The sequence below is a fragment of the Aestuariivirga sp. genome, from assembly GCF_047600585.1.
Taxonomy (GTDB): domain Bacteria; phylum Pseudomonadota; class Alphaproteobacteria; order Rhizobiales; family Aestuariivirgaceae; genus Aestuariivirga.
Window position 1 is genome coordinate 1,800,953 of sequence record NZ_JASGKP010000001.1, and the last position, 21,641, is coordinate 1,822,593.

The 21,641-nt window shown below is 62.5% G+C and carries 19 protein-coding genes and 1 pseudogene; 2 read left to right on the top strand and 18 right to left on the bottom strand.

Annotation, left to right across the window (positions count from 1 at the left end; genetic code table 11):
* Positions 1–4: 4 nt before the first annotated feature.
* The 12 genes from rpsS to QM801_RS08925 form a co-directional block, all read right to left on the bottom strand.
* Positions 5–283: a 30S ribosomal protein S19 gene (gene rpsS / locus QM801_RS08870; RefSeq protein ID WP_415018850.1), complete on the bottom strand. Its 279-nt coding sequence runs from the start codon at positions 281–283 to the stop codon at positions 5–7.
* 13 nt (positions 284–296) lie between these two features.
* Positions 297–1,124 (bottom strand): 50S ribosomal protein L2, encoded by an 828-nt coding sequence (gene rplB, locus QM801_RS08875; RefSeq protein ID WP_415018851.1) that lies wholly within the window; start codon positions 1,122–1,124, stop codon positions 297–299.
* A gap of 12 nt (positions 1,125–1,136) precedes the next feature.
* Positions 1,137–1,430 (bottom strand): 50S ribosomal protein L23, encoded by a 294-nt coding sequence (locus QM801_RS08880; protein WP_415018852.1) that lies wholly within the window; start codon positions 1,428–1,430, stop codon positions 1,137–1,139.
* Positions 1,427–2,047 (bottom strand): 50S ribosomal protein L4, encoded by a 621-nt coding sequence (gene rplD / locus QM801_RS08885; protein WP_415018853.1) that lies wholly within the window; start codon positions 2,045–2,047, stop codon positions 1,427–1,429. Before rplD ends, QM801_RS08880 begins: the two co-directional genes overlap by 4 nt.
* Positions 2,048–2,062: 15 nt before the next feature.
* On the bottom strand, positions 2,063–2,755 hold the full coding sequence (rplC, locus tag QM801_RS08890; RefSeq protein WP_415018854.1) for a 50S ribosomal protein L3: 693 nt from the start codon (positions 2,753–2,755) through the stop codon (positions 2,063–2,065).
* A 25-nt stretch (positions 2,756–2,780) separates the two neighbouring features.
* Complete coding sequence (gene rpsJ, locus QM801_RS08895; RefSeq protein WP_415018855.1) at positions 2,781–3,089, bottom strand: 30S ribosomal protein S10; 309 nt, start codon at positions 3,087–3,089, stop codon at positions 2,781–2,783.
* A 14-nt stretch (positions 3,090–3,103) separates the two neighbouring features.
* Complete coding sequence (gene tuf / locus QM801_RS08900) at positions 3,104–4,294, bottom strand: elongation factor Tu (RefSeq protein WP_415018856.1); 1,191 nt, start codon at positions 4,292–4,294, stop codon at positions 3,104–3,106.
* Positions 4,295–4,320: 26 nt separating this feature from the next.
* Positions 4,321–6,393, bottom strand: a complete 2,073-nt coding sequence (gene fusA / locus QM801_RS08905; protein ID WP_415018857.1) for an elongation factor G — start codon at positions 6,391–6,393, stop codon at positions 4,321–4,323.
* A gap of 15 nt (positions 6,394–6,408) precedes the next feature.
* On the bottom strand, positions 6,409–6,879 hold the full coding sequence (gene rpsG / locus QM801_RS08910) for a 30S ribosomal protein S7 (RefSeq protein WP_415018858.1): 471 nt from the start codon (positions 6,877–6,879) through the stop codon (positions 6,409–6,411).
* A 12-nt stretch (positions 6,880–6,891) separates the two neighbouring features.
* The gene (rpsL, locus tag QM801_RS08915; RefSeq protein ID WP_415018859.1) at positions 6,892–7,263 is read right to left on the bottom strand and encodes a 30S ribosomal protein S12; all 372 of its coding nucleotides are present in this window, start codon (positions 7,261–7,263) and stop codon (positions 6,892–6,894) included.
* 390 nt (positions 7,264–7,653) lie between these two features.
* Positions 7,654–8,268, bottom strand: coding sequence for a hypothetical protein (locus QM801_RS08920; protein WP_415018860.1), 615 nt, complete (start codon positions 8,266–8,268; stop codon positions 7,654–7,656).
* 1 nt (position 8,269) lies between these two features.
* A complete protein-coding gene (locus QM801_RS08925) occupies positions 8,270–9,085 on the bottom strand; it encodes a hypothetical protein (RefSeq protein WP_415018861.1) in 816 nt (271 codons plus the stop codon).
* Between the two features lie 195 nt (positions 9,086–9,280).
* Between QM801_RS08925 and QM801_RS08930 the strand changes: the two genes are divergently transcribed.
* Positions 9,281–9,682, top strand: a complete 402-nt coding sequence (locus QM801_RS08930) for a VOC family protein (RefSeq protein WP_415018862.1) — start codon at positions 9,281–9,283, stop codon at positions 9,680–9,682.
* A gap of 242 nt (positions 9,683–9,924) precedes the next feature.
* Positions 9,925–10,674: a sulfite exporter TauE/SafE family protein gene (locus tag QM801_RS08935; RefSeq protein ID WP_415018863.1), complete on the top strand. Its 750-nt coding sequence runs from the start codon at positions 9,925–9,927 to the stop codon at positions 10,672–10,674.
* A gap of 55 nt (positions 10,675–10,729) precedes the next feature.
* Here QM801_RS08935 and rpoC read toward each other — a convergent pair whose 3' ends face one another.
* The 6 genes and pseudogenes from rpoC to rplK form a co-directional block, all read right to left on the bottom strand.
* Positions 10,730–14,899 carry a DNA-directed RNA polymerase subunit beta' gene (gene rpoC, locus QM801_RS08940; RefSeq protein WP_415018864.1) on the bottom strand — a complete coding sequence of 1,390 codons (4,170 nt, stop codon included), beginning with the start codon at positions 14,897–14,899 and terminating at the stop codon, positions 10,730–10,732.
* Positions 14,900–14,976: 77 nt separating this feature from the next.
* Positions 14,977–19,105, bottom strand: a pseudogene (gene rpoB / locus QM801_RS08945) (DNA-directed RNA polymerase subunit beta).
* Between the two features lie 156 nt (positions 19,106–19,261).
* Complete coding sequence (rplL, locus tag QM801_RS08950) at positions 19,262–19,639, bottom strand: 50S ribosomal protein L7/L12 (RefSeq protein ID WP_415018865.1); 378 nt, start codon at positions 19,637–19,639, stop codon at positions 19,262–19,264.
* Between the two features lie 54 nt (positions 19,640–19,693).
* Positions 19,694–20,203 (bottom strand): 50S ribosomal protein L10, encoded by a 510-nt coding sequence (gene rplJ / locus QM801_RS08955; RefSeq protein ID WP_415018866.1) that lies wholly within the window; start codon positions 20,201–20,203, stop codon positions 19,694–19,696.
* Positions 20,204–20,501: 298 nt separating this feature from the next.
* Positions 20,502–21,200, bottom strand: coding sequence for a 50S ribosomal protein L1 (gene rplA, locus QM801_RS08960; protein WP_415018867.1), 699 nt, complete (start codon positions 21,198–21,200; stop codon positions 20,502–20,504).
* A 5-nt stretch (positions 21,201–21,205) separates the two neighbouring features.
* Positions 21,206–21,637: a 50S ribosomal protein L11 gene (gene rplK, locus QM801_RS08965; RefSeq protein WP_415018868.1), complete on the bottom strand. Its 432-nt coding sequence runs from the start codon at positions 21,635–21,637 to the stop codon at positions 21,206–21,208.
* Positions 21,638–21,641: the final 4 nt, after the last annotated feature.

The following is a 21,641-nucleotide window of genomic DNA, read 5'->3' on the forward strand; positions in this document are numbered from 1 at the left end:
GCGGTTACTTTCCAGCAGCGGCCTTCTTGTCCGAACCGCCGTGGGCCTTGAAGGTCCGGGTCGGTGCGAACTCGCCGAGCTTGTGGCCGACCATTTCCTCGGTCACGTGCACGGGGATGAACTTGTTGCCGTTGTGGACCTGGAAGGTCAGGCCCACGAAGTTCGGCAGGATCGTGGAGCGGCGGCTCCACGTCTTGATCGCCTGGCGCGAGCCACGGGCGGCGTCTGCCTTCTTCAACAGATACCCGTCAACGAACGGGCCTTTCCATACGGAGCGTGTCATGTCGCGCTACCCCTTAAGACTTCTTGCGGTCGTGGCGGCTGCGCACGATGAACTTGCTCGTGCGCTTGTTGGTGCGGGTCTTCTTGCCCTTGGTGGGCTTGCCCCACGGCGTCGCCCAGTGCTTACCACCGTTGGTACGGCCACCGTTCGGATGGTCGACGGGGTTGCGGGCGATACCGCGCGAGATCGGGCGGACGCCGCGCCAACGGGCGCGTCCGGCCTTGCCGATTACTTCGTTCAGGTGGTCGGGGTTCGAGACCGCGCCGACGGTCGCCATGCAGCTGGCGGCCACCATGCGGGTTTCACCCGACTTCAGCTTGATGATGACGTTGGCGCCATCGCGGCCGGCGACCATCACGTAGGTGCCTGCAGCGCGGGCGAGCGAGCCGCCTGCACCGGGCTTCACTTCCACGTTGTGGACGATCGTGCCAACCGGAACAGCGCCGATCGGCATGGCGTTGCCGGGCTTCACGTCGACGTTCGCGCCCGAGACGACGGTGTCGCCCACGGCCAGGCGCTGCGGCGCCAGGATGTAGGAGAGCGTGCCATCGGCATACTTGATGAGCGCGATGAACGACGTACGGTTCGGATCGTACTCGAGGCGCTCGACCGTGGCGGTGACGCCATGCTTCGTGCGCTTGAAGTCGATCAGACGGTAGGCCTGCTTGTGGCCGCCGCCCTGACCGCGCGTGGTGATGCGGCCCGTGTTGCCACGGCCACCGTTGTTCTTCTTGCCTTCCACCAGGCTCTTCACGGGCTTGCCCTTGAAGAGGTCGGCGCGGTCAACCTGGATCAGGTGGCGGCGTCCGGCGCTGGTGGGATTGAATGTCTTGAGTGCCATTTTTCCTGACCCTTACAGACCGGTCGTCACGTCGAGACGTTCGCCTTCGGCGAGCGTGACGTAAGCCTTCTTCTTGTCGCCCAGCAGCGCAGCGCGGCCGCGGAACGTCCTGAGCTTGCCCTTGCGGACCAGCGTGTTGACGGCCTTCACCTTGACACCGAAGAGGCCTTCGACAGCCTTCTTGATGTCGGTCTTCGTGGCGTCGCGGGCGACGTTGAAGACCACCTGGTTGGAAGCCGAGACCATCGTGCCCTTTTCCGTGATCGCGGGGGACAGGATGATGTTGTAGAAGTGTTCCTTGCTCATTTGAAGCGAGCCTCCAGAGCTTCGACAGCCGCCTTCGTCAGAACCAGGTTCTTGCGACGGAGGATGTCGTAGACGTTGATGCCCTGGATGGGCAGCACGTCGATGTTCGGAATGTTGCGGGCAGCCTTGGCGAAGCCTTCGTTGAGGGCCGCGCCGTCGATGATCAGCGCGTTGACGAGGCCGAGCTTTTCGAAGGCCGCCTTCACCGACTTGGTCTTGGCTTCAGCGAGTTCGGCCTTGTCCACGATGATGAGTTCGGAAGCCTTCAGCTTGGTCGAGAGCGCGTGCTTGAGGCCAAGCGCGCGGACCTTCTTGTTCAGCGCCGTCTCGTGGCTGCGGAAGCGCGGACCGAAGGCCTTGCCGCCGCCCACAAAGAGGCCGGGTTTGCGGGAACCGTGACGGGCGCCACCGGTGCCCTTCTGGCGGTACATCTTCTTGGTCGTGCGCGAGATCTCGCCGCGGCTCTTGGCCTGGTGAGTACCCTGCTGACGCTTGTTGAGCTGCCACTGCACCACACGGTGCAGGATGTCGGTGCGCGGATCGAGGCCGAAGATGGCGTCGGACAGTTCAACCGAACCGGCGGCCTTGGCTTCGAGTGTTTTGACGTCGAGTTTCATGATTCAGCGCCTCACTTAACCTTGCGCTTCCGGAGCGGCCTTGAAGGCGCCCGGCTTCGGAGCACCGTCCGGCAGCTTGCGCTTCACTGCGTCGCGGACGCTGACCCAGCCACCACGAACGCCAGGCACGGAGCCCTTGAGCAGGATGAGACCGCGGTCGGCGTCGGTGCGAACCACCTGGACGTTCTGCGTGGTCACGGTTTCAACGCCGAGCTGGCCCGGCATCTTCTTGTTCTTGAACACCTTGCCGGGGTCCTGGCGGTTACCGGTCGAACCGATGGAACGGTGGCTCACCGACACGCCGTGCGTGGCGCGAAGGCCGCCGAAGTTCCAGCGCTTCATGCCGCCGGCAAAGCCCTTGCCCTTGGTGGTGCCGGTGACGTCGACGAACTGGCCGGCGACGAAGTGGTCCGCCGTCACTTCCGCACCGACCGGCATGGTCATGTCGGGAGCAACGCGGAATTCCTGCAGCTTGCGCTTCGGTTCCACCTTCGCCTTGGCGAAGTGGCCACGGTCGGCCTTGGACAGCCGCTTGATCTTGGGGGTGCCGGAGCCGAGCTGAATGGCGGAATAGCCATCCTTCTCGGCCGTCTTGTGGGCGACCACGTGGACAGAGTCCACCTTCAGCACGGTGACGGGCACCTGAGCACCCTCTTCCGTGTAGACCCGGGTCATTCCCAGCTTTCTGGCGATAAGGCCTGAACGCATTTTTCTCTCCAGAGGCTCTTTAAACTCAGAGCTTGATTTCAACATCAACACCAGCGGCGAGGTCGAGCTTCATCAGCGCGTCCACGGTCTGCGGCGTCGGATCCACGATATCGAGCAGACGGCGATGCGTGCGCATCTCGAACTGCTCGCGGCTCTTCTTGTCCACGTGGGGTGAACGGTTCACGGTGAACTTCTCGATGCGCGTCGGAAGCGGCACAGGTCCACGGACCTGTGCGCCGGTGCGCTTCGCGGTGTTCACGATCTCGCGCGTCGAGTTATCGAGGATGCGATAATCGAACGCTTTGAGACGGATCCGGATATTCTGGCGTTGCATGGTGTGCCCTGCCCTTACTCAGTGATCTTGGCGACGACGCCGGCGCCGACGGTGCGGCCGCCTTCACGGATGGCGAAGCGGAGCTTCTCTTCCATGGCGATCGGCGTGATCAGTTCGACGTCGAACGAGATGTTGTCGCCAGGCATCACCATTTCCGTGCCAGCCGGCAGCGTCACAACACCCGTCACGTCGGTCGTGCGGAAGTAGAACTGCGGACGGTAGTTGGCAAAGAACGGCGTGTGACGGCCACCCTCTTCCTTCGTCAGGATGTAGGCTTCCGCCTTGAACTTCTTGTGCGGCTTCACGGAGCCGGGCTTGCACAGCACCTGGCCGCGCTCAACCGCGTCCTTGTCGATGCCGCGGAGAAGCGCGCCGATGTTGTCGCCCGCTTCACCCGAGTCGAGCAGCTTGCGGAACATTTCAACGCCCGTCACCGTCGACTTCTGCGTGTCGCGGATGCCGACGATCTCGACTTCCTCGCCAACCTTCACGATGCCACGCTCGACGCGGCCGGTCACGACCGTGCCACGGCCCGAGATCGAGAACACGTCTTCGATCGGCATCAGGAACGGCTGGTCCTTCGGACGCTCCGGCTGCGGAATGTATTCGTCAACGGCAGCCATCAGCTTCAGGATCGCGTCACGGCCAAGCTCGGGGTTCTTGTTTTCAAGCGCGCACAGCGCCGAACCCTTGATGATCGGGATCTTGTCGCCCGGGAACTGGTACGACGAGAGAAGCTCGCGCACTTCCATTTCCACCAGGTCCAGAAGCTCCGGATCGTCGACCATGTCGACCTTGTTCATGAACACCACCAGAGCCGGAACGCCGACCTGACGGGCAAGCAGGATGTGCTCGCGGGTCTGCGGCATCGGGCCGTCGGCAGCCGACACGACCAGGATCGCGCCGTCCATCTGGGCGGCACCGGTGATCATGTTCTTCACGTAGTCGGCGTGGCCGGGGCAATCAACGTGCGCGTAGTGACGCTTCTGCGTCTGGTATTCCACGTGCGCCGTGTTGATGGTGATGCCGCGCGCCTTCTCTTCCGGAGCCTTGTCGATCTGGTCGTAGGCCATGAAGGTGGCGCCACCCGTCTCGGCAAGAACCTTGGTGATCGCTGCCGTCAAGGACGTCTTGCCATGGTCAACGTGACCAATCGTGCCAATGTTGCAGTGCGGCTTGTCGCGGTTGAATTTCTCTTTGGCCATCGGAGTTCTCCGTTCTCAAAACTGAATTAGGCGTATTTCTTTTTGACTTCTTCGGCCACGGCGCCGGGAACCGGTGCGTAGTGGTCGAACTGCATCGTGTAGGACGCGCGGCCCTGGCTCATGGAGCGCAGGTTGTTGATGTAGCCGAACATGTTGGCGAGCGGCACGAGCGCGTTGATGATGTTGGCGTTGCCGCGCATCGAGGTGCCGACAATCTGGCCACGGCGGGAGTTCAGGTCACCGATCACGGAACCGACGAACTCTTCCGGCGAGGTCACTTCGACCTTCATCATCGGCTCGAGCAGCTGCGGGCTGGCCTTTTCGAAGGCTTCGCGCATGGCGGCACGGGTCGCGATTTCGAAGGCGATGGCCGACGAGTTGACTTCGTGGAAGGCGCCGTCAACCAGCGCAACCTTGAGGTCAACCACCGGGAAGCCGATGAGCGGGCCCGAGGTGAGCACCGAGTTCAGACCCTTTTCAACGCCGGGGATGTATTCCTTCGGCACCGAGCCGCCGACGATCTTGGATTCAAAGGCGTTGCCCTTGCCCTTCTCGTTCGGTTCGACTTCGAGGATGACGCGGGCGAACTGGCCCGTACCACCGGTCTGCTTCTTGTGGGTGTAGTCGATGCGGGTCGAGCGCGTGATGGTTTCGCGATAGGCAACCTGCGGGGCGCCCACGGCGACTTCCACCTTGTGGGTGCGCTTGAGGATGTCGACCTTGATGTCGAGGTGAAGTTCGCCCATGCCCTTGATGATGGTTTCGCCCGATTCAGAGTCGGTCGAAACGCGGAAGGACGGATCCTCGGCAGCGAGCTTGTAGAGCGCCACCGCCATCTTTTCCTGGTCGGCCTTGGTCTTGGGCTCAACCTTCATTTCGATGACCGGATCAGGGAATTCCATCTTTTCCAGGATCACCGGCTTGGCAGGATCGCACAGCGTGTCGCCGGTGCGGGTGTCCTTGAGGCCGACGAGAGCCACGATGTCGCCGGCGTGAGCCTCGGCGATTTCCTCGCGGTTGTTGGCGTGCATGAGAACCATGCGGCCGACACGCTCCTGCTTGTTGCGGGTCGAGTTCAGCAGCGACACGCCCTTGGTCAGAACGCCCGAGTAGATGCGGCAGAAGGTGAGCACGCCGTACTGGTCGTCCATGAGCTTGAAGGCGAGCAGAGAGAGCGGCTCGCTGTCCGAAGACTTGCGCACGACTTCGCTGTCATCCTTGGGATCAATGCCCTTGATGGCCGGACGGTCGAGCGGCGACGGCAGATAGTCGACGACGGCGTCGAGCAGCGGCTGCACGCCCTTGTTCTTGAAGGCCGAGCCACAGAGAACCGGGAAGAAGGCGCCGGTGATGACAGCCTTGCGCAGCAGCTTCTTGATGGTCTCGTTGGTGAGTTCCTTGCCGTTCAGGTAGTCGTCCATGGCCTGATCGTCGAGTTCGGCGCAGGCTTCGACCATTTCGGCGCGGGCGAGTTCGGCGGCGTCCTTGAGGTCGGCCGGGATCTCTTCGTCGTGATACTTGGCGCCGAGCTGCTCGTCTTCCCAGACGACGGCCTTCATGCGAACCAGGTCGATGATGCCCTTGAAGCTGGTTTCAGCGCCGATCGGCAGCTGGATCGGAACCGGCTTGGCGCCGAGGCGTTCCTTGATGTCCTTGATGCACTGCTCGAAAGAAGCGCCGGTCTTGTCCATCTTGTTGCAGAAAACGATGCGCGGCACGCCGTACTTGTCGCCCTGGCGCCAGACCGTTTCGGTCTGGGGTTCGACGCCCTGGTTCGAGTCGAGCACGCAGACAGCGCCGTCGAGCACGCGGAGCGAACGCTCGACTTCAATGGTGAAGTCCACGTGTCCGGGCGTGTCGATGATGTTCATGCGCTTGCCCTGCCAGATGGCAGTGGTGGCAGCCGACGTGATGGTGATGCCGCGCTCCTGCTCCTGCTCCATGAAGTCCATGGTGGCAGCGCCGTCGTGCACTTCGCCGATCTTGTGGCTCTTGCCGGTGTAGTAGAGAATGCGCTCGGTCGTGGTCGTCTTGCCGGCATCGATGTGGGCCATGATGCCGAAGTTGCGATAGTCTTCGAGGGCGTGGTTGCGGGCCATGATGATTTCTTCCGGTTACCAGCGGTAGTGGCTGAAGGCGCGGTTGGCTTCGGCCATCTTGTGGGTGTCTTCGCGCTTCTTCACAGCGGTGCCACGGTTGTTGGCGGCATCGAGCAGCTCGCCCGACAGACGTTCGACCATGGTCTTTTCGTTGCGGTTGCGGGCAGCGGTGATGATCCAGCGGATGGCGAGAGCCTGGCGGCGCTCGGCGCGGACTTCGACCGGCACCTGGTAGGTGGCACCACCCACACGGCGCGAGCGCACTTCGATCGCCGGAGCGACGTTGTCGAGGGCTTGGTGGAACATCTGCACCGGATCGGACTTGGCCTTGGCCTGGATGGCTTCAAGGGCGCCGTAAACGATGGTTTCGGCGACCGACTTCTTGCCCTGCTCCATGAGGTTGTTCATGAACTTGGAGACGACGAGATCACCGAACTTCGGATCCGGGTTGATCAGACGCTTTTCTGCGCGATGGCGACGGGACATTGCTGACCTCTCTTACTTCGGACGCTTCGCGCCATACTTGGAACGGCGCTGACGACGCTTCGGCAGGCCCTGGGTATCGAGCACGCCGCGGATGATGTGATAGCGAACGCCCGGCAGGTCCTTCACACGGCCGCCACGGATCATGACGACAGAGTGTTCCTGCAGGTTGTGGCCTTCGCCCGGAATGTAGCTCACCACTTCGAAGCCGTTGGTGAGGCGAACCTTGGCCACCTTGCGGAGGGCCGAGTTCGGCTTCTTGGGGGTCGTCGTGTAGACGCGGGTGCAAACACCACGCTTCTGGGGGCATGCCTGCATCGCCGGCACCTTGTTGCGATAGGTGGGCTTCGTGCGGGCTTTGCGCAGCAACTGGTTGATCGTCGGCATCGTGCCTTGTCTCTACCTTGGCAAAATTCTTCGAACCGGGTTTCAAACACGACAAAAAGCACGTGGAATGTCCGGTCCGGGGACTTTCCAGTGCTCAAAACCAGAGGCCCTGCAAACCGGCCTGGTCTGGAGGGCTTGTTCTTGAATGTCTTTTCTTTCCTTCCGTGTCAGCGTTTCGTGAGCGCGAAGCTCCGACGGCCTGCAGTCTCGGAAGTTGGCGCGCTTGTACTGATTGGCTGCGGTGTCGTCAACACTTTTCCACCGCCTTCTCTTGACAGCGAAAAAACCCGCCTTTCAATGGCTTGAAAGAGGGAAGATGGCAAGGCCGGCGGGGCGCGTCACAACTCTGCCCTGTTGCATTGCGGAATCGGATGAGCGGTCCGGACCCTCTCAGGCCTCGGGTTTCGGACAGGCGGCGTTCACCTTCAGGGTGCCCTCGAAGGCCTCGCTCACCCAGTCCGGGCTGCCCCAGCCGAAGTCATCGGCCGTGACATAGCCCTTCTCGGCCAGACGGCGAACCATGGCCGAGAGGTCGGCGTCCGTCCGGGTCGGCATCTTCATGGCCCGGACAAAGGCCTCGTCCGCCTTCAGGCGGGCCGCTTGGGCGGCGGAGAGTTTGTTGAAGTGGGCGGCTACGCCATCCCGTTTACCATCCGCACCGGGCTCGGGCGGATTGGCCATGCCGAGGCCAACGGCCGTCACCGCCTTCCAGAGCTTGGCGTCGAACTGGGTGCGGGCCACCTGATAGCGCTTCATGAACCAGAGCAGATGGGCCTTCTCGCCTTCCCGGCACAGGCGCGAGGGCTGGGAGGTCAGATAGCACTCAAGGGCAGAATCGTTCCGGGCCTCGTCCAGCCACAGGCGCTCGCACTTGGATGAGAGGATCGAGGTGGGTGGCTCACCCCACGTGGGCATCGCCACAGTCCAGCCGCTGGGCAAATAGAAGGTGCCGAACAGGGCAAAGCTGATGACGCTGAAGATGATCCGCCCCTGCCCGAAGGTCATGTCAGCCCTCCCGGTTTGGGCATGCTGTCTTCACCTTCCCTGCCCGCTTCAGAGCCGTGGCGATGAAATCGGGCTTGGAGCCCTTGAAGTCCCTGGCCTCGATGTAGCCGCCCTTGACGAGGGTGTAGGCGGCGTTCTCGAGTTCGTATTCCGGAATCTTGTTCACCCGCTGGGCAAGGATGTCGTTGGTCGGACGCATGATGTCACCGGAGATGTCGAGCACCTTCTTGAACTGCTCGTCCTGTCCCTTGTCGCCGTCCTTCATGTGGTCCAGCTTTGCCGCTTCAAGGCCAAGCTGCATGCCCTGCGTCTGGATCTTGCCGATCGACTTGAAGGTGGCGCCCATGAACTGGCGGTGCCAGACTTTGTAGTCCTTGTCGTAGCGCTTGATGGTGGCAAGCAGCGCCGTGTGTTCATCCTTATCGCAGAGCCTGTAGACCTGGCGCGTGAGGTAGCAGTACATTTGATCCGTGTTCGGAACATCTGCCTGCCAGTTCTTGCCGCAGACGGGATCAAGCACCGAGCCCGAGGCCACTTCCGCGTTCGATGAACCGAGACCACCAAGACTCAGGTTGAAGGACGGCAGGCCGTTATCCATGAAATAGAAGGTGCCCATGCCAGCGGTGATGCTGGCGGCGATGATCGTTGCCACGAAGGCCGCATTGATAGTGGTGCCGCTGTCGGAAGAGTCCGGAAAATCCTGCTGGGGGCGTTCCGGGATGGGGTAACCATATTCGTCGTACTGGGTCTGGCGGGGGCGGCCCGAACCGGCGAGGCGCTGCTGGATCTGATCCAGCCTGATTTCATTCCGGGACATACGCAACCCCAACACACTGACTCTTGGAGGAAATATCATAGGGGGTCGCGGTTAACCTGCCGTTAGCGGTTGCAATTGTGGCAATCCACGGCTGCACTCTGCCACAATCCAGCCCTTCTCCCGCCAAACGTCCCGGACACCTTAACCCTCACGGCGACATGAATCAGCGTTTTCTAAGCGAGGGAGATAACAAAGATGACCATGCCGCAACGCCATTGGTGGCACGAGCTGAACACCTGGGAACCGGAAGCTGCACTCGCCTTCTATGGACGTACCCTGGGTTGGGAGTTCGAGCCGACGAGCCTGCCTGACGGTTCCGGCTACTGGATTGCCCGCAAGGACGGAAAGCCCGTGGGCGGCGTGTTCGAACTCACTGCACCAGAATACGAGGGCATTCCCTCGCATTGGATGACCTACCTTTCGGTCGAAGACATCGATGCCGCTGAGGCCGCAACCAGCACGTCCGGAGGTGAGGTAATGCGTCCTCCCGTAGCCGTGCCGGGTGTGGGCAAGCTTGCCGTTGTCACCGACGCGACGGGTGCCATGATCGGCCTGATCGAACCCGACAGTGCCCACGTCCTGAGCGTCGTCCACTAACTCCCGAGCGGGGGATCACCAGCAGGGAAAATGGCAACGGGCGGGCAATCACCAAGAATTGCGTAGCTGACGTTGCTTCATCGTCAAAGTGACTGTGCACCTTCTTTGCGCGTCCGATTGCGGTCGCGGGATTGCTGCGCGGGGGGGCCCGGATTTCGATCCGGGCCTTTTCATTTCTGGAGCCAGCTTTGTAGCCTGGGTGGAACACCGCGCACGCACCGTCCTCCGCCTATGGTCCGGCCATGGACACGGCATTCGACGCGAGCCTGGCGCTCTCGCTTCTCATCGTCTTTCTGGCGGCAATCGTCCGCGGCTTTTCCGGATTCGGTTTCTCGCTGCTCGCCATTTCGGCGCTGTCGCTGCTCTATCCGCCGCAGCAGATCTTTCCGCCCATCTTCCTGATGGAGATCGTGGCGAGCCTGCACCTGCTCCCATCGGTGTGGCGGCACATCCACTGGCGCTCCATGGCGCCGCTATTGGCCGGCGCTTTGATCGGCACCCCAGTGGGCGTCTGGTTCCTGAGTACGCTCCCTGCCCCGCCCCTGCAGATTGCGCTGGGTCTCTTCGTCCTGCTCTCCGTCTCGCTGATGGCGGCGGGATACAGCTTCCGCGGCATGCCTGGTCCGGCCATGACAGTGTCCGCCGGGCTTGCCGCAGGGATCGCCAACGGCGCCTTCGGGATCGGCGGGCCGCCGGTGATCCTGTTCTATTTCGCCTCGCCTGCGGGTGCTGCCGCAGGCCGGGCTTCGCTCGTCATGTTCTTCCTCGCCCTCGACGTAATCGGGCTTGGCTTCATGTCGGGCATGGCTGATCTGGTGGGCAGGGAGACGCTGGTGCGCGCCGCGCTCTATCTCCCCGCCCTGATCGCCGGCATCTGGGTGGGCGGCCACGCCTTCCGCAAAACCGATGAAGCGAAGTTCCGCCGCGCCATCCTGGCGCTGCTTGCGGTGCTGGCACTTCTCATCATTGCCAAGGCAGTGGCGGCGCTCTGAAAGGAAAAAGGCCCGGATCGCTCCGGGCCTTTCTGCTTTTGTCTGTGTGCGGAGCTTATTCCGCAGCAGCAGGCGGAAGCTGCGTCTTGGTCTGCTCCTCGAGGATGAGCTTGTCGCGCTTGTCCGCCACCTGGCGGAGACGCGAGAGCATGCCACCCGTACCGGCCGGGATGAGACGGCCAACGATGACGTTTTCCTTGAGGCCGTCCAGGGTGTCGATCTTGCCCTGCACCGAAGCATCGGTGAGAACGCGGGTCGTTTCCTGGAACGAGGCGGCCGAGATGAAGGAACGCGTCTGCAGCGAGGCCTTGGTGATGCCGAGCAGCACCGGCTGGCCCGAGGCCGGACGGCGGCCTTCGGCTTCCAGCTTGGCGTTCTCGTGATCGAGTTCCTCGCGGTCCACCTGCTCGCCCACCAGCATGGTGGATTCGCCGGCGTCGGTGATCTCGACCTTCTGCAGCATCTGGCGGACAATCACTTCGATGTGCTTGTCGTTGATGCTCACGCCCTGCAGGCGGTACACTTCCTGGATTTCATTGACGAGGTAGGAGGCAAGCTCCTCCACGCCCTTGATCGCCAAGATGTCATGGGGGGCAGGATTGCCGTCCATGATGTACTCGCCCTTCTCGATGAAGTCGCCTTCCTGGACCGGAAGGTGCTTGCCCTTCGGGATCAGGTATTCGACCGGATCGCGGCCTTCCTCCTGCGGAACGATGCGGATGCGGCGCTTGTTCTTGTAGTCGCGGCCGAACTCGATCTTGCCCGAGATTTCGGCGATGACGGCGGCGTCCTTCGGACGGCGCGCTTCGAACAGTTCGGCCACACGCGGCAGACCGCCGGTGATGTCGCGGGTCTTGGCGCTTTCCAGCGGATTACGCGCAAGGCCGTCGCCGGCACCCACCTTGGAGCCCGGATCGACCGAGAGAATGGCGTCGACCGAGAGCAGGTAACGGGCTTCGCCGCCACGCGCCAGCTTCTTCACTTCGCCCTTTTCGTCCTTGATGACGATGGCGGGCTTCAGCGACGAGCCGCGCTGGTTGGAGCGCCAGTCGATGATCACGCGGTTGGTGATGCCTGTCGCTTCGTCGACCACTTCGTTCACGGACACACCGTCAACGACGTCTTCGAAGGCCACGATACCATCCACCTCGGTGAGGATCGGACGGGTATAGGCATCCCACTCGGCAATGCGCTGGCCGCGCTTCACCGTGTCACCCTGGTCGACGAAGAGGCGCGAACCGTAGCCCACCTTGTGGGTGGCGCGTTCGTTGCCCTTGGCGTCCTTGATGATGATGGCGACGTTGCGGCCCATGACCACGAGCTTGCCGCTCGAGTCCTTGGCGATGGCGCGGTTGCGGATTTCAACCGTGCCGTCAACGTTGGCTTCGACGTAGGAGTCGTCGAGCACCTGGGCAGCGCCACCGATGTGGAAGGTACGCATGGTGAGCTGCGTGCCGGGTTCACCGATCGACTGGGCGGCGATGACGCCCACGGCTTCGCCCATGTTCACAGGCGTGCCACGTGCGAGGTCGCGGCCATAGCACTTGCCGCAGACGCCGAACTTGGTTTCGCAGGTGAGCACCGAACGGATGCGCACTTCCGGAATGCCGGCCTTCTCGATCTTCTCCACGTCGGCTTCGCTGATCTCGATGCCGGCCGCCACGAGGACGTCGCCGGAGGTCGGGTCAGTGATGTCCTGGGCCGCGGTACGGCCGAGGATGCGGGTGCCGAGCGACACGATGATTTCACCGGCGTCGATGATCGGACGCGTGGTGATGTAGTGCTGCGTCCCGCAATCTTCTTCCGAGATGATGGCGTCCTGGGCCACGTCCACCAGACGGCGGGTGAGATAGCCGGAGTTCGCCGTCTTCAGGGCGGTGTCGGCCAGACCCTTGCGGGCGCCGTGGGTGGAGTTGAAGTACTCGAGAACCGAGAGGCCTTCCTTGAAGTTCGAGATGATCGGCGTTTCGATGATCTCGCCCGACGGCTTGGTCATCAGGCCGCGCATGGCGGCGAGCTGACGCATCTGGGTGGGCGAACCACGGGCACCCGAGTGGCTCATCATGTAGATCGAGTTGATGGGCTTCTCGCGCTTGGTGGCGTCGTCGACCTTGACGGCGCTGATCTCGGCCATCATGGCTTCGGCCACGGCGTCGGAGCACTTGGCCCAGGCGTCCACGACCTTGTTGTACTTTTCGCCCTGGGTGATCAGGCCGTCGATGTACTGCTGCTCGAACTCCTTGGCGCTTTCGCGCGTCTGGGCAACGAGCTGCTCCTTCTTCTTCGGGATGACCATGTCATCCTTGCCGAAGGAAATGCCGGCCTTGTAGGCGTTGTAGAAACCGAGCGCCATGATGCGGTCGCAGAAGATCACCGCTTCCTTCTGGCCACAGTGGCGATAGACCGCGTCGATCATCTTGGAGATCTCGCGCTTGGTCATCAGCTTGTTGCAGAGGTCATAGGTGATGTTCTGCGAAAGCGGCAGAAGCTCGCCGATGCGCAGGCGGCCCGGCGTGGTTTCCACGATGCGGTTGCGCACCTTGCCATCGGCAGCCGTGTCCTTGACGCGGGCCTTGATCTTGGCATGGAGCGTCACCACGCCGTTCGCCAGCGCGTGTTCCACTTCCGAGAGCGACGCGAAGGTCTTGCCCTCGCCCGGCTCGTTGTTGTGGCTGATCGACAGATAGTAGAGACCAAGAACGATGTCCTGCGACGGCACGATGATCGGCTGGCCGTTCGCCGGATGGAGAACGTTGTTGGTCGCCATCATCAGCACGCGGGCTTCAAGCTGGGCTTCAAGCGACAGCGGCACGTGAACGGCCATCTGGTCGCCGTCGAAGTCGGCGTTGAAGGCGGTGCAGACCAGCGGGTGAAGCTGGATCGCCTTGCCTTCGATCAGCACGGGCTCGAAGGCCTGGATGCCGAGACGGTGCAGCGTGGGCGCGCGGTTGAGCAGCACCGGATGTTCGCGGATGACCTCGTCGAGGATATCCCAGACTTCCGGCTTTTCCTTCTCCACCAGCTTCTTGGCCTGCTTCACCGTGGTCGAAAGGCCCTTGGCCTCCAGACGCGAGTAGATGAAGGGCTTGAACAGCTCGAGCGCCATCTTCTTCGGCAGGCCGCACTGATGCAGCTTCATTTCGGGACCGACGACGATCACCGAACGGCCGGAGTAGTCGACGCGCTTGCCGAGCAGGTTCTGGCGGAAGCGGCCCTGCTTGCCCTTGAGCATGTCGGAGAGCGACTTCAGCGGACGCTTGTTGGCGCCGGTGATGACACGGCCGCGGCGGCCGTTGTCGAACAGCGCGTCAACGGCTTCCTGCAGCATGCGCTTTTCGTTGCGCACGATGATGTCCGGCGCCTTCAGCTCCATCAGTCGCTTCAGGCGGTTGTTGCGGTTGATGACGCGGCGATAGAGGTCGTTCAGGTCCGAGGTGGCGAAACGGCCACCATCGAGCGGAACGAGCGGACGCAGTTCCGGCGGAATGACCGGAACGACGGTGAGGATCATCCACTCCGGACGGTTGCCCGACTCCATGAAGTTCTCGACGAGCTTCAGGCGCTTAGCGATCTTCTTCGGCTTCAGGTCGCCGGTGGCGACGCGCAGTTCCTCGCGGAGCTGCTCCTTGAGCTGCTCGAGGTTGATCGACATCAGCATGTCGCGGATGGCTTCGGCGCCGATCGCGGCAGTGAAGCTGTCCTCGCCATAGTCTTCCTGGGCCTTGAGGTACTCGTTCTCGCTCAGCAGCATGTTCTGCTTGAGCGGCGTGAGACCGGGCTCAACCACGATGTAGTTTTCGAAGTAGAGGATGCGCTCCACGTCCTTGAGCGTCATGTCGAGCAGCGTGGCAATGCGGCTCGGCACCGACTTCAGGAACCAGATGTGGGCGACGGGAGCAGCAAGCTCGATGTGGCCCATGCGCTCGCGCCGCACCTTCGAAAGCGTGACTTCAACGCCGCACTTTTCGCAGATGATGCCCTTGTACTTCATGCGCTTGTACTTGCCGCACAGGCACTCGTAGTCCTTCACCGGGCCGAAGATGCGGGCGCAGAACAGGCCGTCGCGCTCCGGCTTGAAGGTGCGGTAGTTGATCGTTTCAGGCTTCTTGATCTCGCCGAAAGACCAGGAAAGGATCTTTTCCGGGCTCGCAATCGAGATGCGGATCTGGTCGAAGACCTGAACCGGAACTGCAGGGTTGAAGACGTTCATGACCTCTTGGTTCATGTGTCCTGTTCTCCTCTTTGGCGGCGGGGGCCGCCTTTAAAAACGTAATCTGCTCGGAACGCGGGTGACTGAAAGGCTTACTCGGCCGCTTGCGCGGGCGGGGCAGCGTTGGCGCCCTGCGAGCTTTGCAGCTCCACATTGAGGCCGAGCGACCGCATTTCCTTCACGAGCACGTTGAAGCTTTCGGGAATGCCCGTTTCGAAGGCGTCGTCGCCGCGCACGATGGCTTCGTAAACCTTCGTGCGGCCTGCCACGTCGTCCGACTTGACGGTGAGCATTTCCTGCAGCGTGTAGGCTGCACCGTAAGCTTCAAGGGCCCAGACTTCCATTTCACCGAAGCGCTGTCCGCCGAACTGCGCCTTGCCGCCCAGCGGCTGCTGGGTGACGAGCGAGTACGGACCGATCGAGCGGGCGTGGATCTTGTCGTCCACGAGGTGGTGGAGCTTCAGCATATAGATGTAGCCCACGGTCACCTTGCGATCGAACTTCTCGCCGGTCTTGCCGTCGTAGAGGTCGATCTGGCCCGAGGTGGAGAGACCTGCATCGGTCAGCATCCGGGCGATGTCCTCTTCGCGGGCACCGTCGAACACCGGCGTTGCAATCGGCACGCCCTTCTTGACGTTCTCGGCGTACTCGACGACCTGGCTGTCATCGAGCGCTTCGATCTCCTGGTTCTTGCCATAGATCTCCACGAGGCCGTCACGCAGCGGCTTCACCTTCTCGCTCTCGCGATAGGCTTCCAGCATCTTGCCGACCTTCTTGCCCATGCCGGCGCAGGCCCAACCCAGATGGGTTTCAAGGATCTGGCCGACGTTCATGCGCGACGGCACGCCCAGCGGGTTCAGCACGATGTCGACCGGCGTACCGTCTTCCAGGTACGGCATGTCTTCCTGCGGAACGATGCGCGAGACGACGCCCTTGTTGCCGTGGCGGCCGGCCATCTTGTCGCCCGGCTGGATCTTGCGCTTCACGGCGACGAAGACCTTGACCATCTTCATCACGCCCGGCGGCAGTTCGTCGCCACGCTGCAGCTTTTCGACCTTGTCCATGAAGCGCGTTTCCAGCGCCTTCTTGGACTCGTCGTACTGCACCTTCATGGCTTCGAGTTCGGCCATGGCCTTGTCGTTGCCAAGGGCGATGTTCCACCACTGCGAGCGCGGAATGTCGTCCAGCTGCGCCGTCGAGATCTTGCCCTCGAGCTTGTGGCCGCGCGGGCCAGACGTTGCCACCTTGCCGTTCAGGAAGTCCTTGAGGCGGCCATAGGAGTTGCGGTCGAGGATGTTCATTTCGTCGTCGCGGTCCTTGGCGAGACGTTCGATCTCTTCGCGCTCGATCGAGAGGGCGCGTTCGTCCTTGTCCACACCGTGGCGGTTGAAGACGCGCACTTCGACGATGGTGCCTGACACGCCCGGCGGCAGGCGCAGCGACGTGTCGCGCACGTCGGAGGCCTTTTCGCCGAAGATGGCGCGGAGCAGCTTTTCTTCCGGCGTCATCGGGCTTTCGCCCTTCGGCGTGATCTTGCCGACGAGGATGTCGCCCGGCTTCACTTCGGCGCCGATGTAGACGATGCCCGCTTCGTCGAGGTTGCGGAGCGATTCTTCACCGACGTTCGGAATGTCGCGGGTGATTTCTTCCGGGCCGAGCTTGGTGTCACGGGCCATCACGTCGAATTCCTCGATGTGGATCGAGGTAAACACGTCGTCCTTCACGATGCGCTCGGAGAGGAGGATCGAATCTTCGAAGTTGTAGCCGTTCCAGGGCATGAAGGCGACAAGCACGTTCTGGCCGAGGGCGAGATCGCCCAGCTCGGTCGACGGGCCGTCGGCGATGATGTCCCCTGCCCCGATCACGTCGCCCACGCGCACCAGCGGACGCTGGTTGATGCAGGTCGACTGGTTCGAGCGCTGGAACTTCGACAGTGTGTAGATGTCGACGCCAGGCTTCGACGGATCGGTTTCTTCCGTGGCGCGGATGACGATGCGCTTGGCGTCCACCTGGTCCACCACACCGGCGCGGCGCGCAGTGATGGCAGCACCCGAGTCACGCGCCACGACGGCTTCCATGCCGGTGCCGACGAAGGGCGCCGACGAGCGCACCAGCGGCACGGCCTGACGCTGCATGTTCGAACCCATGAGGGCGCGGTTGGCGTCGTCGTTCTCGAGGAACGGGATGAGCGCTGCGGCAACCGAGACGATCTGCTTCGGCGACACGTCGATGAAGTCGACACGGTCAGCCGGCATCTGCAGCACGTCGCCGTGATGGCGCACGACCACGAGTTCGTCGGCGAACTTGCCTTCCTTGGTGAGGGCGACGTTGGCCTGGCCGATGTAGTACTTAGAACTCTTCGATGGCCGAGAGGTACTTCACCTCGTTGGTCACCTTGCCGTTCACCACCTTGCGGTAGGGCGTCTCGATGAAGCCGTACTTGTTCACGCGCGCGTAGGTGGCGAGCGAGTTGATCAGGCCGATGTTCGGGCCTTCCGGCGTTTCGATCGGGCAGATGCGGCCGTAGTGCGTGGTGTGCACGTCACGGACTTCGAAGCCGGCGCGCTCACGGGTCAGACCGCCCGGGCCAAGGGCCGAGAGACGGCGCTTGTGGGTGATTTCCGAGAGCGGGTTGGTCTGATCCATGAACTGCGAGAGCTGCGAGGAACCGAAGAACTCGCGCACCGCGGCAGCCGCGGGCTTGGCGTTGATCAGGTCATGCGGCATCACCGTGTCGATATCGACCGAGGACAGGCGCTCCTTGATGGCGCGCTCCATGCGGACGAGGCCGAGGCGGTACTGGTTTTCCATGAGCTCGCCCACCGAGCGCACACGGCGGTTGCCGAGGTGGTCGATGTCGTCCACGTCGCCCTTCGAGTCGCGCAGGTTGTGCAGGACCTTGATGACTTCGAGGATGTCTTCCTTGCGCAGCACGCGGATGGTGTCCGGCACGTCGAGCTCAAGGCGCATGTTCATCTTCACGCGGCCCACGGCCGAGAGGTCATAGCGCTCCTGGTCGAAGAACAGGCCGTTCCACAGGGCTTCCGCACCTTCGCGGGTCGGCGGTTCGCCCGGGCGCATGACGCGGTAGATTTCCACGAGCGCCTGCTCGTAGCTTTCCACCTTGTCGGCCTTCAGCGTGTTGCGGATGTAGGCGCCGGTGTTGATGTGGTCGATGTCGAGCAGGTTCAGAGTCTTGAAGCCCTGGTCCTTCAGCGCATTGAGCGACTTCTCGGTGAGCTCGTCGCCGGCTTCGCCGTAGATCTCGCCCGTTTCGGCGTTCACCAGTTCGTCGGCGAGATAGTGACCGTAAAGGTCCTCGTCACGCAGCAGCAGTTCCTTGGTGCCGTCTTCGGCGATCTTGCGGGCAAGGCGCGGCGTGATCTTCTTGCCGGCTTCGACCACGACCTGGCCGGTCTTGGCGTCCACGAGATCAACGGCGGGCTTGATGCCCTTGAAGCGCTCGGGGTTGAACGGGGTCTTCCAGCCGTCCTTCGTGGCGGTGTAGGGCACCGACTTGTAGAAGGTGTGCAGGATTTCTTCGCTGGCCATGCCGAGGGCATAGAGCAGCGTCGTCACCGGCAGCTTGCGGCGGCGGTCGATACGGGCGTGGATGATGTCCTTGGCGTCGAACTCGAAGTCAAGCCACGAGCCACGGTAGGGAATGACGCGGGCGGCGAACAGGATCTTGCCCGAGGAGTGGCTCTTGCCCTTGTCGTTGTCGAAGAAGACGCCCGGCGAACGGTGCATCTGGGAAACGATCACGCGCTCGGTGCCGTTCACCACGAAGGTGCCGTTCTTGGTCATGAGCGGAATGTCGCCCATGTAGACGTCCTGCTCCTTGATGTCCTTGACCGACTTGGCCTGGGTGTCCGGATCGACTTCGAACACGATCAGGCGCAGCGTCACCTTGAGAGGTGCCGCGAAGGTCATGCCGCGCTGCTGGCACTCGTCGACGTCGAACTTCGGCGCCTCGAATTCGTAGCGGACGAATTCGAGCACGGCCTGGCCGGCGAAATCCGAAATCGGAAACACCGACTTGAACACCGACTGCAGGCCCTCGTTGAGGCGGCCCCCGGCCGGTTCCTTCACCTGGAGGAACTGGTCGTAGGATTCGCGCTGCACCTCGATGAGGTTCGGCATTTCGGCAACTTCAATGCCCTTGCCAAACACTTTGCGGATGCGCTTGCGGCTAGCTGCGGTCGTACGGGTATCGGCCATCTTGTCTTCCCTGTCACAACAATTTCATCAACGGTGCGCCTGAGACGCACCAAACGGCTTGCTCGAAAACCCGCTCCGGACTTTCAAACAAACCGTTGTGGTTCACCAAGTCACCACCGGCACCCGGAGTGATCCGGATGCCGGCGGCGAAACGCGTTACTTCAGCTCGACCTTGGCGCCAGCGGCCTCGAGCTTCTTCTTCATTTCTTCGGCGTCCTTCTTCGGCACGCCTTCCTTCACGGTCTTCGGAGCGCCTTCGACCAGGTCCTTGGCTTCCTTGAGGCCCAGACCGGTGATGGCGCGGACTTCCTTGATGACTTCGATCTTCTTGTCGCCGGCAGAGGCGAGAACGACGGTGAAGTCGGTCTTCTCTTCAGCCGGGGCAGCACCGGCGGCAGCGCCACCGGCAGCAGCAACAGCCACCGGAGCGGCAGCGGAAACGCCCCACTTCTCTTCGAGAAGCTTGGACAGCTCGGCGGCTTCCAGGACGGTCAGGCTCGAAAGGTCTTCAACGATTTTGGCGAGATCAGCCATTTCAGTTACTCTCTTTTGTCAGTCGGTTATCGGTTCAGTTCAACAAGCCGTGCATCAGCTCTTCGTGGCGTAGGCATTGAACACGCGGGCCAGCTGGCCAGCGGGCGCCTGCAGGACGCCGGCGATCTTCGTCGCCGGGGCCTGAATGAGCCCGATGATCTTGCCGCGCAGTTGGTCAAGCGACGGCAGTTCCGCGAGTGCCTTGACGCCATTGGCATCGAGGGTGGTCTTGCCGAGGGCACCGCCAAGCACCACGAACTTCTCGTGGGCCTTGGCGAAGTCGGCAGCCACCTTCGGGGCCGAAACCGGGTCAGCGCCATAGGCCACCATGGTGGGGCCCGTGAACAGCTTTGCGATTCCGGCAGCGTCGGTGCCTTCGAGAGCGCGCACAGCAAGGCGGTTCTTCACGACCTTTACGGTCGCGCCCGCCTTGGCCATCTTGTTCCGCAGGTCGAGGACCTGGTTCGCAGTCAAGCCTTTGTTGTGGGCCACGACGAGCACACCTGTGGTTTTGGCCACGGTGTTGAACGACGCGACGAGCTCTTTCTTTTCAGCTCTTTCCACTTGCTCTCTCCGTTGTGGCGGGATGTTGCCATCCCACCGGTTGGACCTGTTGCAGGATTGCTCCTGCAACGCTCTTGGCCTGTCCCCCCTGTTACGCAGGGGTTCTGAGGTCTCAACCGACTGAACGGCCACGTGTGTGGCAATTCGAATTCCGTCTTGACCCATCTCATGCTGGCTTTCGTGATTAAGCGGAACCGTGAGGCGCCGCGCCGGCAATCTCGGACAGGAGTGCCTTCAGCCGTGAGGCTTCAGGCAGCCGCGCCGCAGTGTTTCCACCGCGGCCCGGTATTCTTCAGGATCACGCCGTACCGGTGCTGGCGGCATCAACCTTGACGCCGGGGCCCATGGTGGACGAGATCGAAATCTTCTTCACGTAGGTGCCCTTGGCACCTGCGGGCTTGGCCTTGTTCACGGCGTCCACGAAGGCGCGCACGTTCTGGGCGATCTGCTCGGCCGAGAACGAGGCCTTGCCGACGCCGGCCTGCACGATGCCGGCCTTTTCCACGCGGAACTCGACGGCGCCGCCCTTGGCAGCCTTCACCGCCGCGGTCACGTCCATCGTCACGGTACCGACCTTGGGGTTCGGCATCATGTTGCGCGGGCCGAGCACCTTGCCGAGACGGCCGACGAGGCCCATCATGTCCGGCGTGGCGATGCAGCGGTCGAAGTCGATCGTGCCCTTGTTGACGATCTCGAAGAGATCTTCGGCGCCGACAACGTCAGCACCGGCCTTCTTGGCCTCTTCGGCCTTCGGACCCTTGGCGAACACGCCGACGCGGACCTTGCGGCCCGAACCGTTCGGCAGGTTGCACACGCCGCGGACCATCTGGTCGGCGTGGCGCGGATCGACGCCGAGGTTCATCGAGACTTCGATGGTCTCGTCGAACTTGGCGATGGCACGTTCCTTGACGAGCTTCACGGCTTCGTCGAGGCCATAGGCCTTGCCGGCTTCAACGCCGGCGTGGCTCTTCTGCATGCGCTTGGGAAGCTTTGTCATGATGCTCAGTCTCCCACCACTTCAAGGCCCATCGAGCGGGCGGAACCGGCGATTTCGCGGGCGCCTGCCTCGAGGTCACGGGCGTTCATGCCCTGCAGCTTCTGCTCGGCGATTTCACGGCACTGAGCCATGGTCACCTTGCCGACCAGGTTCTTGCCCGGCTCCTTGGAGCCGGCGTTGATCTTGGCGGCCTTCTTGAGGAAGTAGGACGCCGGCGGAGCCTTCATCTCGAAGGTGAAGGACTTGTCCTGGTAGGCGGTGATGACCACCGGAACGGGCGAGCCCGGTTCCATCTTCTGCGTGGCGGCATTGAAGGCCTTGCAGAATTCCATGATGTTGAGGCCGCGCTGACCGAGGGCCGGTCCGATCGGCGGCGACGGGTTGGCCTGTCCTGCAGGAACCTGCAGCTTGACATAGCCGACGACTTTTTTCGCCATTCTA

Bases quoted from the DNA above. Each gene is read 5' to 3' on its own strand.
- rplD (WP_415018853.1), bottom strand. From the start codon at position 2,047: ATGAAACTCGACGTCAAAACACTCGAAGCCAAGGCCGCCGGTTCGGTT.
- QM801_RS08880 (WP_415018852.1), bottom strand. From the start codon at position 1,430: ATGAGCAAGGAACACTTCTACAACATCATCCTGTCCCCCGCGATCACG.
- QM801_RS08925 (WP_415018861.1), bottom strand. From the start codon at position 9,085: ATGTCCCGGAATGAAATCAGGCTGGATCAGATCCAGCAGCGCCTCGCC.
- QM801_RS08935 (WP_415018863.1), top strand. From the start codon at position 9,925: ATGGACACGGCATTCGACGCGAGCCTGGCGCTCTCGCTTCTCATCGTC.
- rpsS (WP_415018850.1), bottom strand. From the start codon at position 283: ATGACACGCTCCGTATGGAAAGGCCCGTTCGTTGACGGGTATCTGTTG.
- fusA (WP_415018857.1), bottom strand. From the start codon at position 6,393: ATGGCCCGCAACCACGCCCTCGAAGACTATCGCAACTTCGGCATCATG.
- QM801_RS08920 (WP_415018860.1), bottom strand. From the start codon at position 8,268: ATGACCTTCGGGCAGGGGCGGATCATCTTCAGCGTCATCAGCTTTGCC.
- rpsJ (WP_415018855.1), bottom strand. From the start codon at position 3,089: ATGCAACGCCAGAATATCCGGATCCGTCTCAAAGCGTTCGATTATCGC.
- QM801_RS08930 (WP_415018862.1), top strand. From the start codon at position 9,281: ATGACCATGCCGCAACGCCATTGGTGGCACGAGCTGAACACCTGGGAA.
- rplK (WP_415018868.1), bottom strand. From the start codon at position 21,637: ATGGCGAAAAAAGTCGTCGGCTATGTCAAGCTGCAGGTTCCTGCAGGA.
- rpsG (WP_415018858.1), bottom strand. From the start codon at position 6,879: ATGTCCCGTCGCCATCGCGCAGAAAAGCGTCTGATCAACCCGGATCCG.
- rpoC (WP_415018864.1), bottom strand. From the start codon at position 14,899: ATGAACCAAGAGGTCATGAACGTCTTCAACCCTGCAGTTCCGGTTCAG.
- rpsL (WP_415018859.1), bottom strand. From the start codon at position 7,263: ATGCCGACGATCAACCAGTTGCTGCGCAAAGCCCGCACGAAGCCCACC.
- rplA (WP_415018867.1), bottom strand. From the start codon at position 21,200: ATGACAAAGCTTCCCAAGCGCATGCAGAAGAGCCACGCCGGCGTTGAA.
- rplB (WP_415018851.1), bottom strand. From the start codon at position 1,124: ATGGCACTCAAGACATTCAATCCCACCAGCGCCGGACGCCGCCACCTG.
- rplC (WP_415018854.1), bottom strand. From the start codon at position 2,755: ATGCGTTCAGGCCTTATCGCCAGAAAGCTGGGAATGACCCGGGTCTAC.
- tuf (WP_415018856.1), bottom strand. From the start codon at position 4,294: ATGGCCAAAGAGAAATTCAACCGCGACAAGCCGCACTGCAACATTGGC.
- rplL (WP_415018865.1), bottom strand. From the start codon at position 19,639: ATGGCTGATCTCGCCAAAATCGTTGAAGACCTTTCGAGCCTGACCGTC.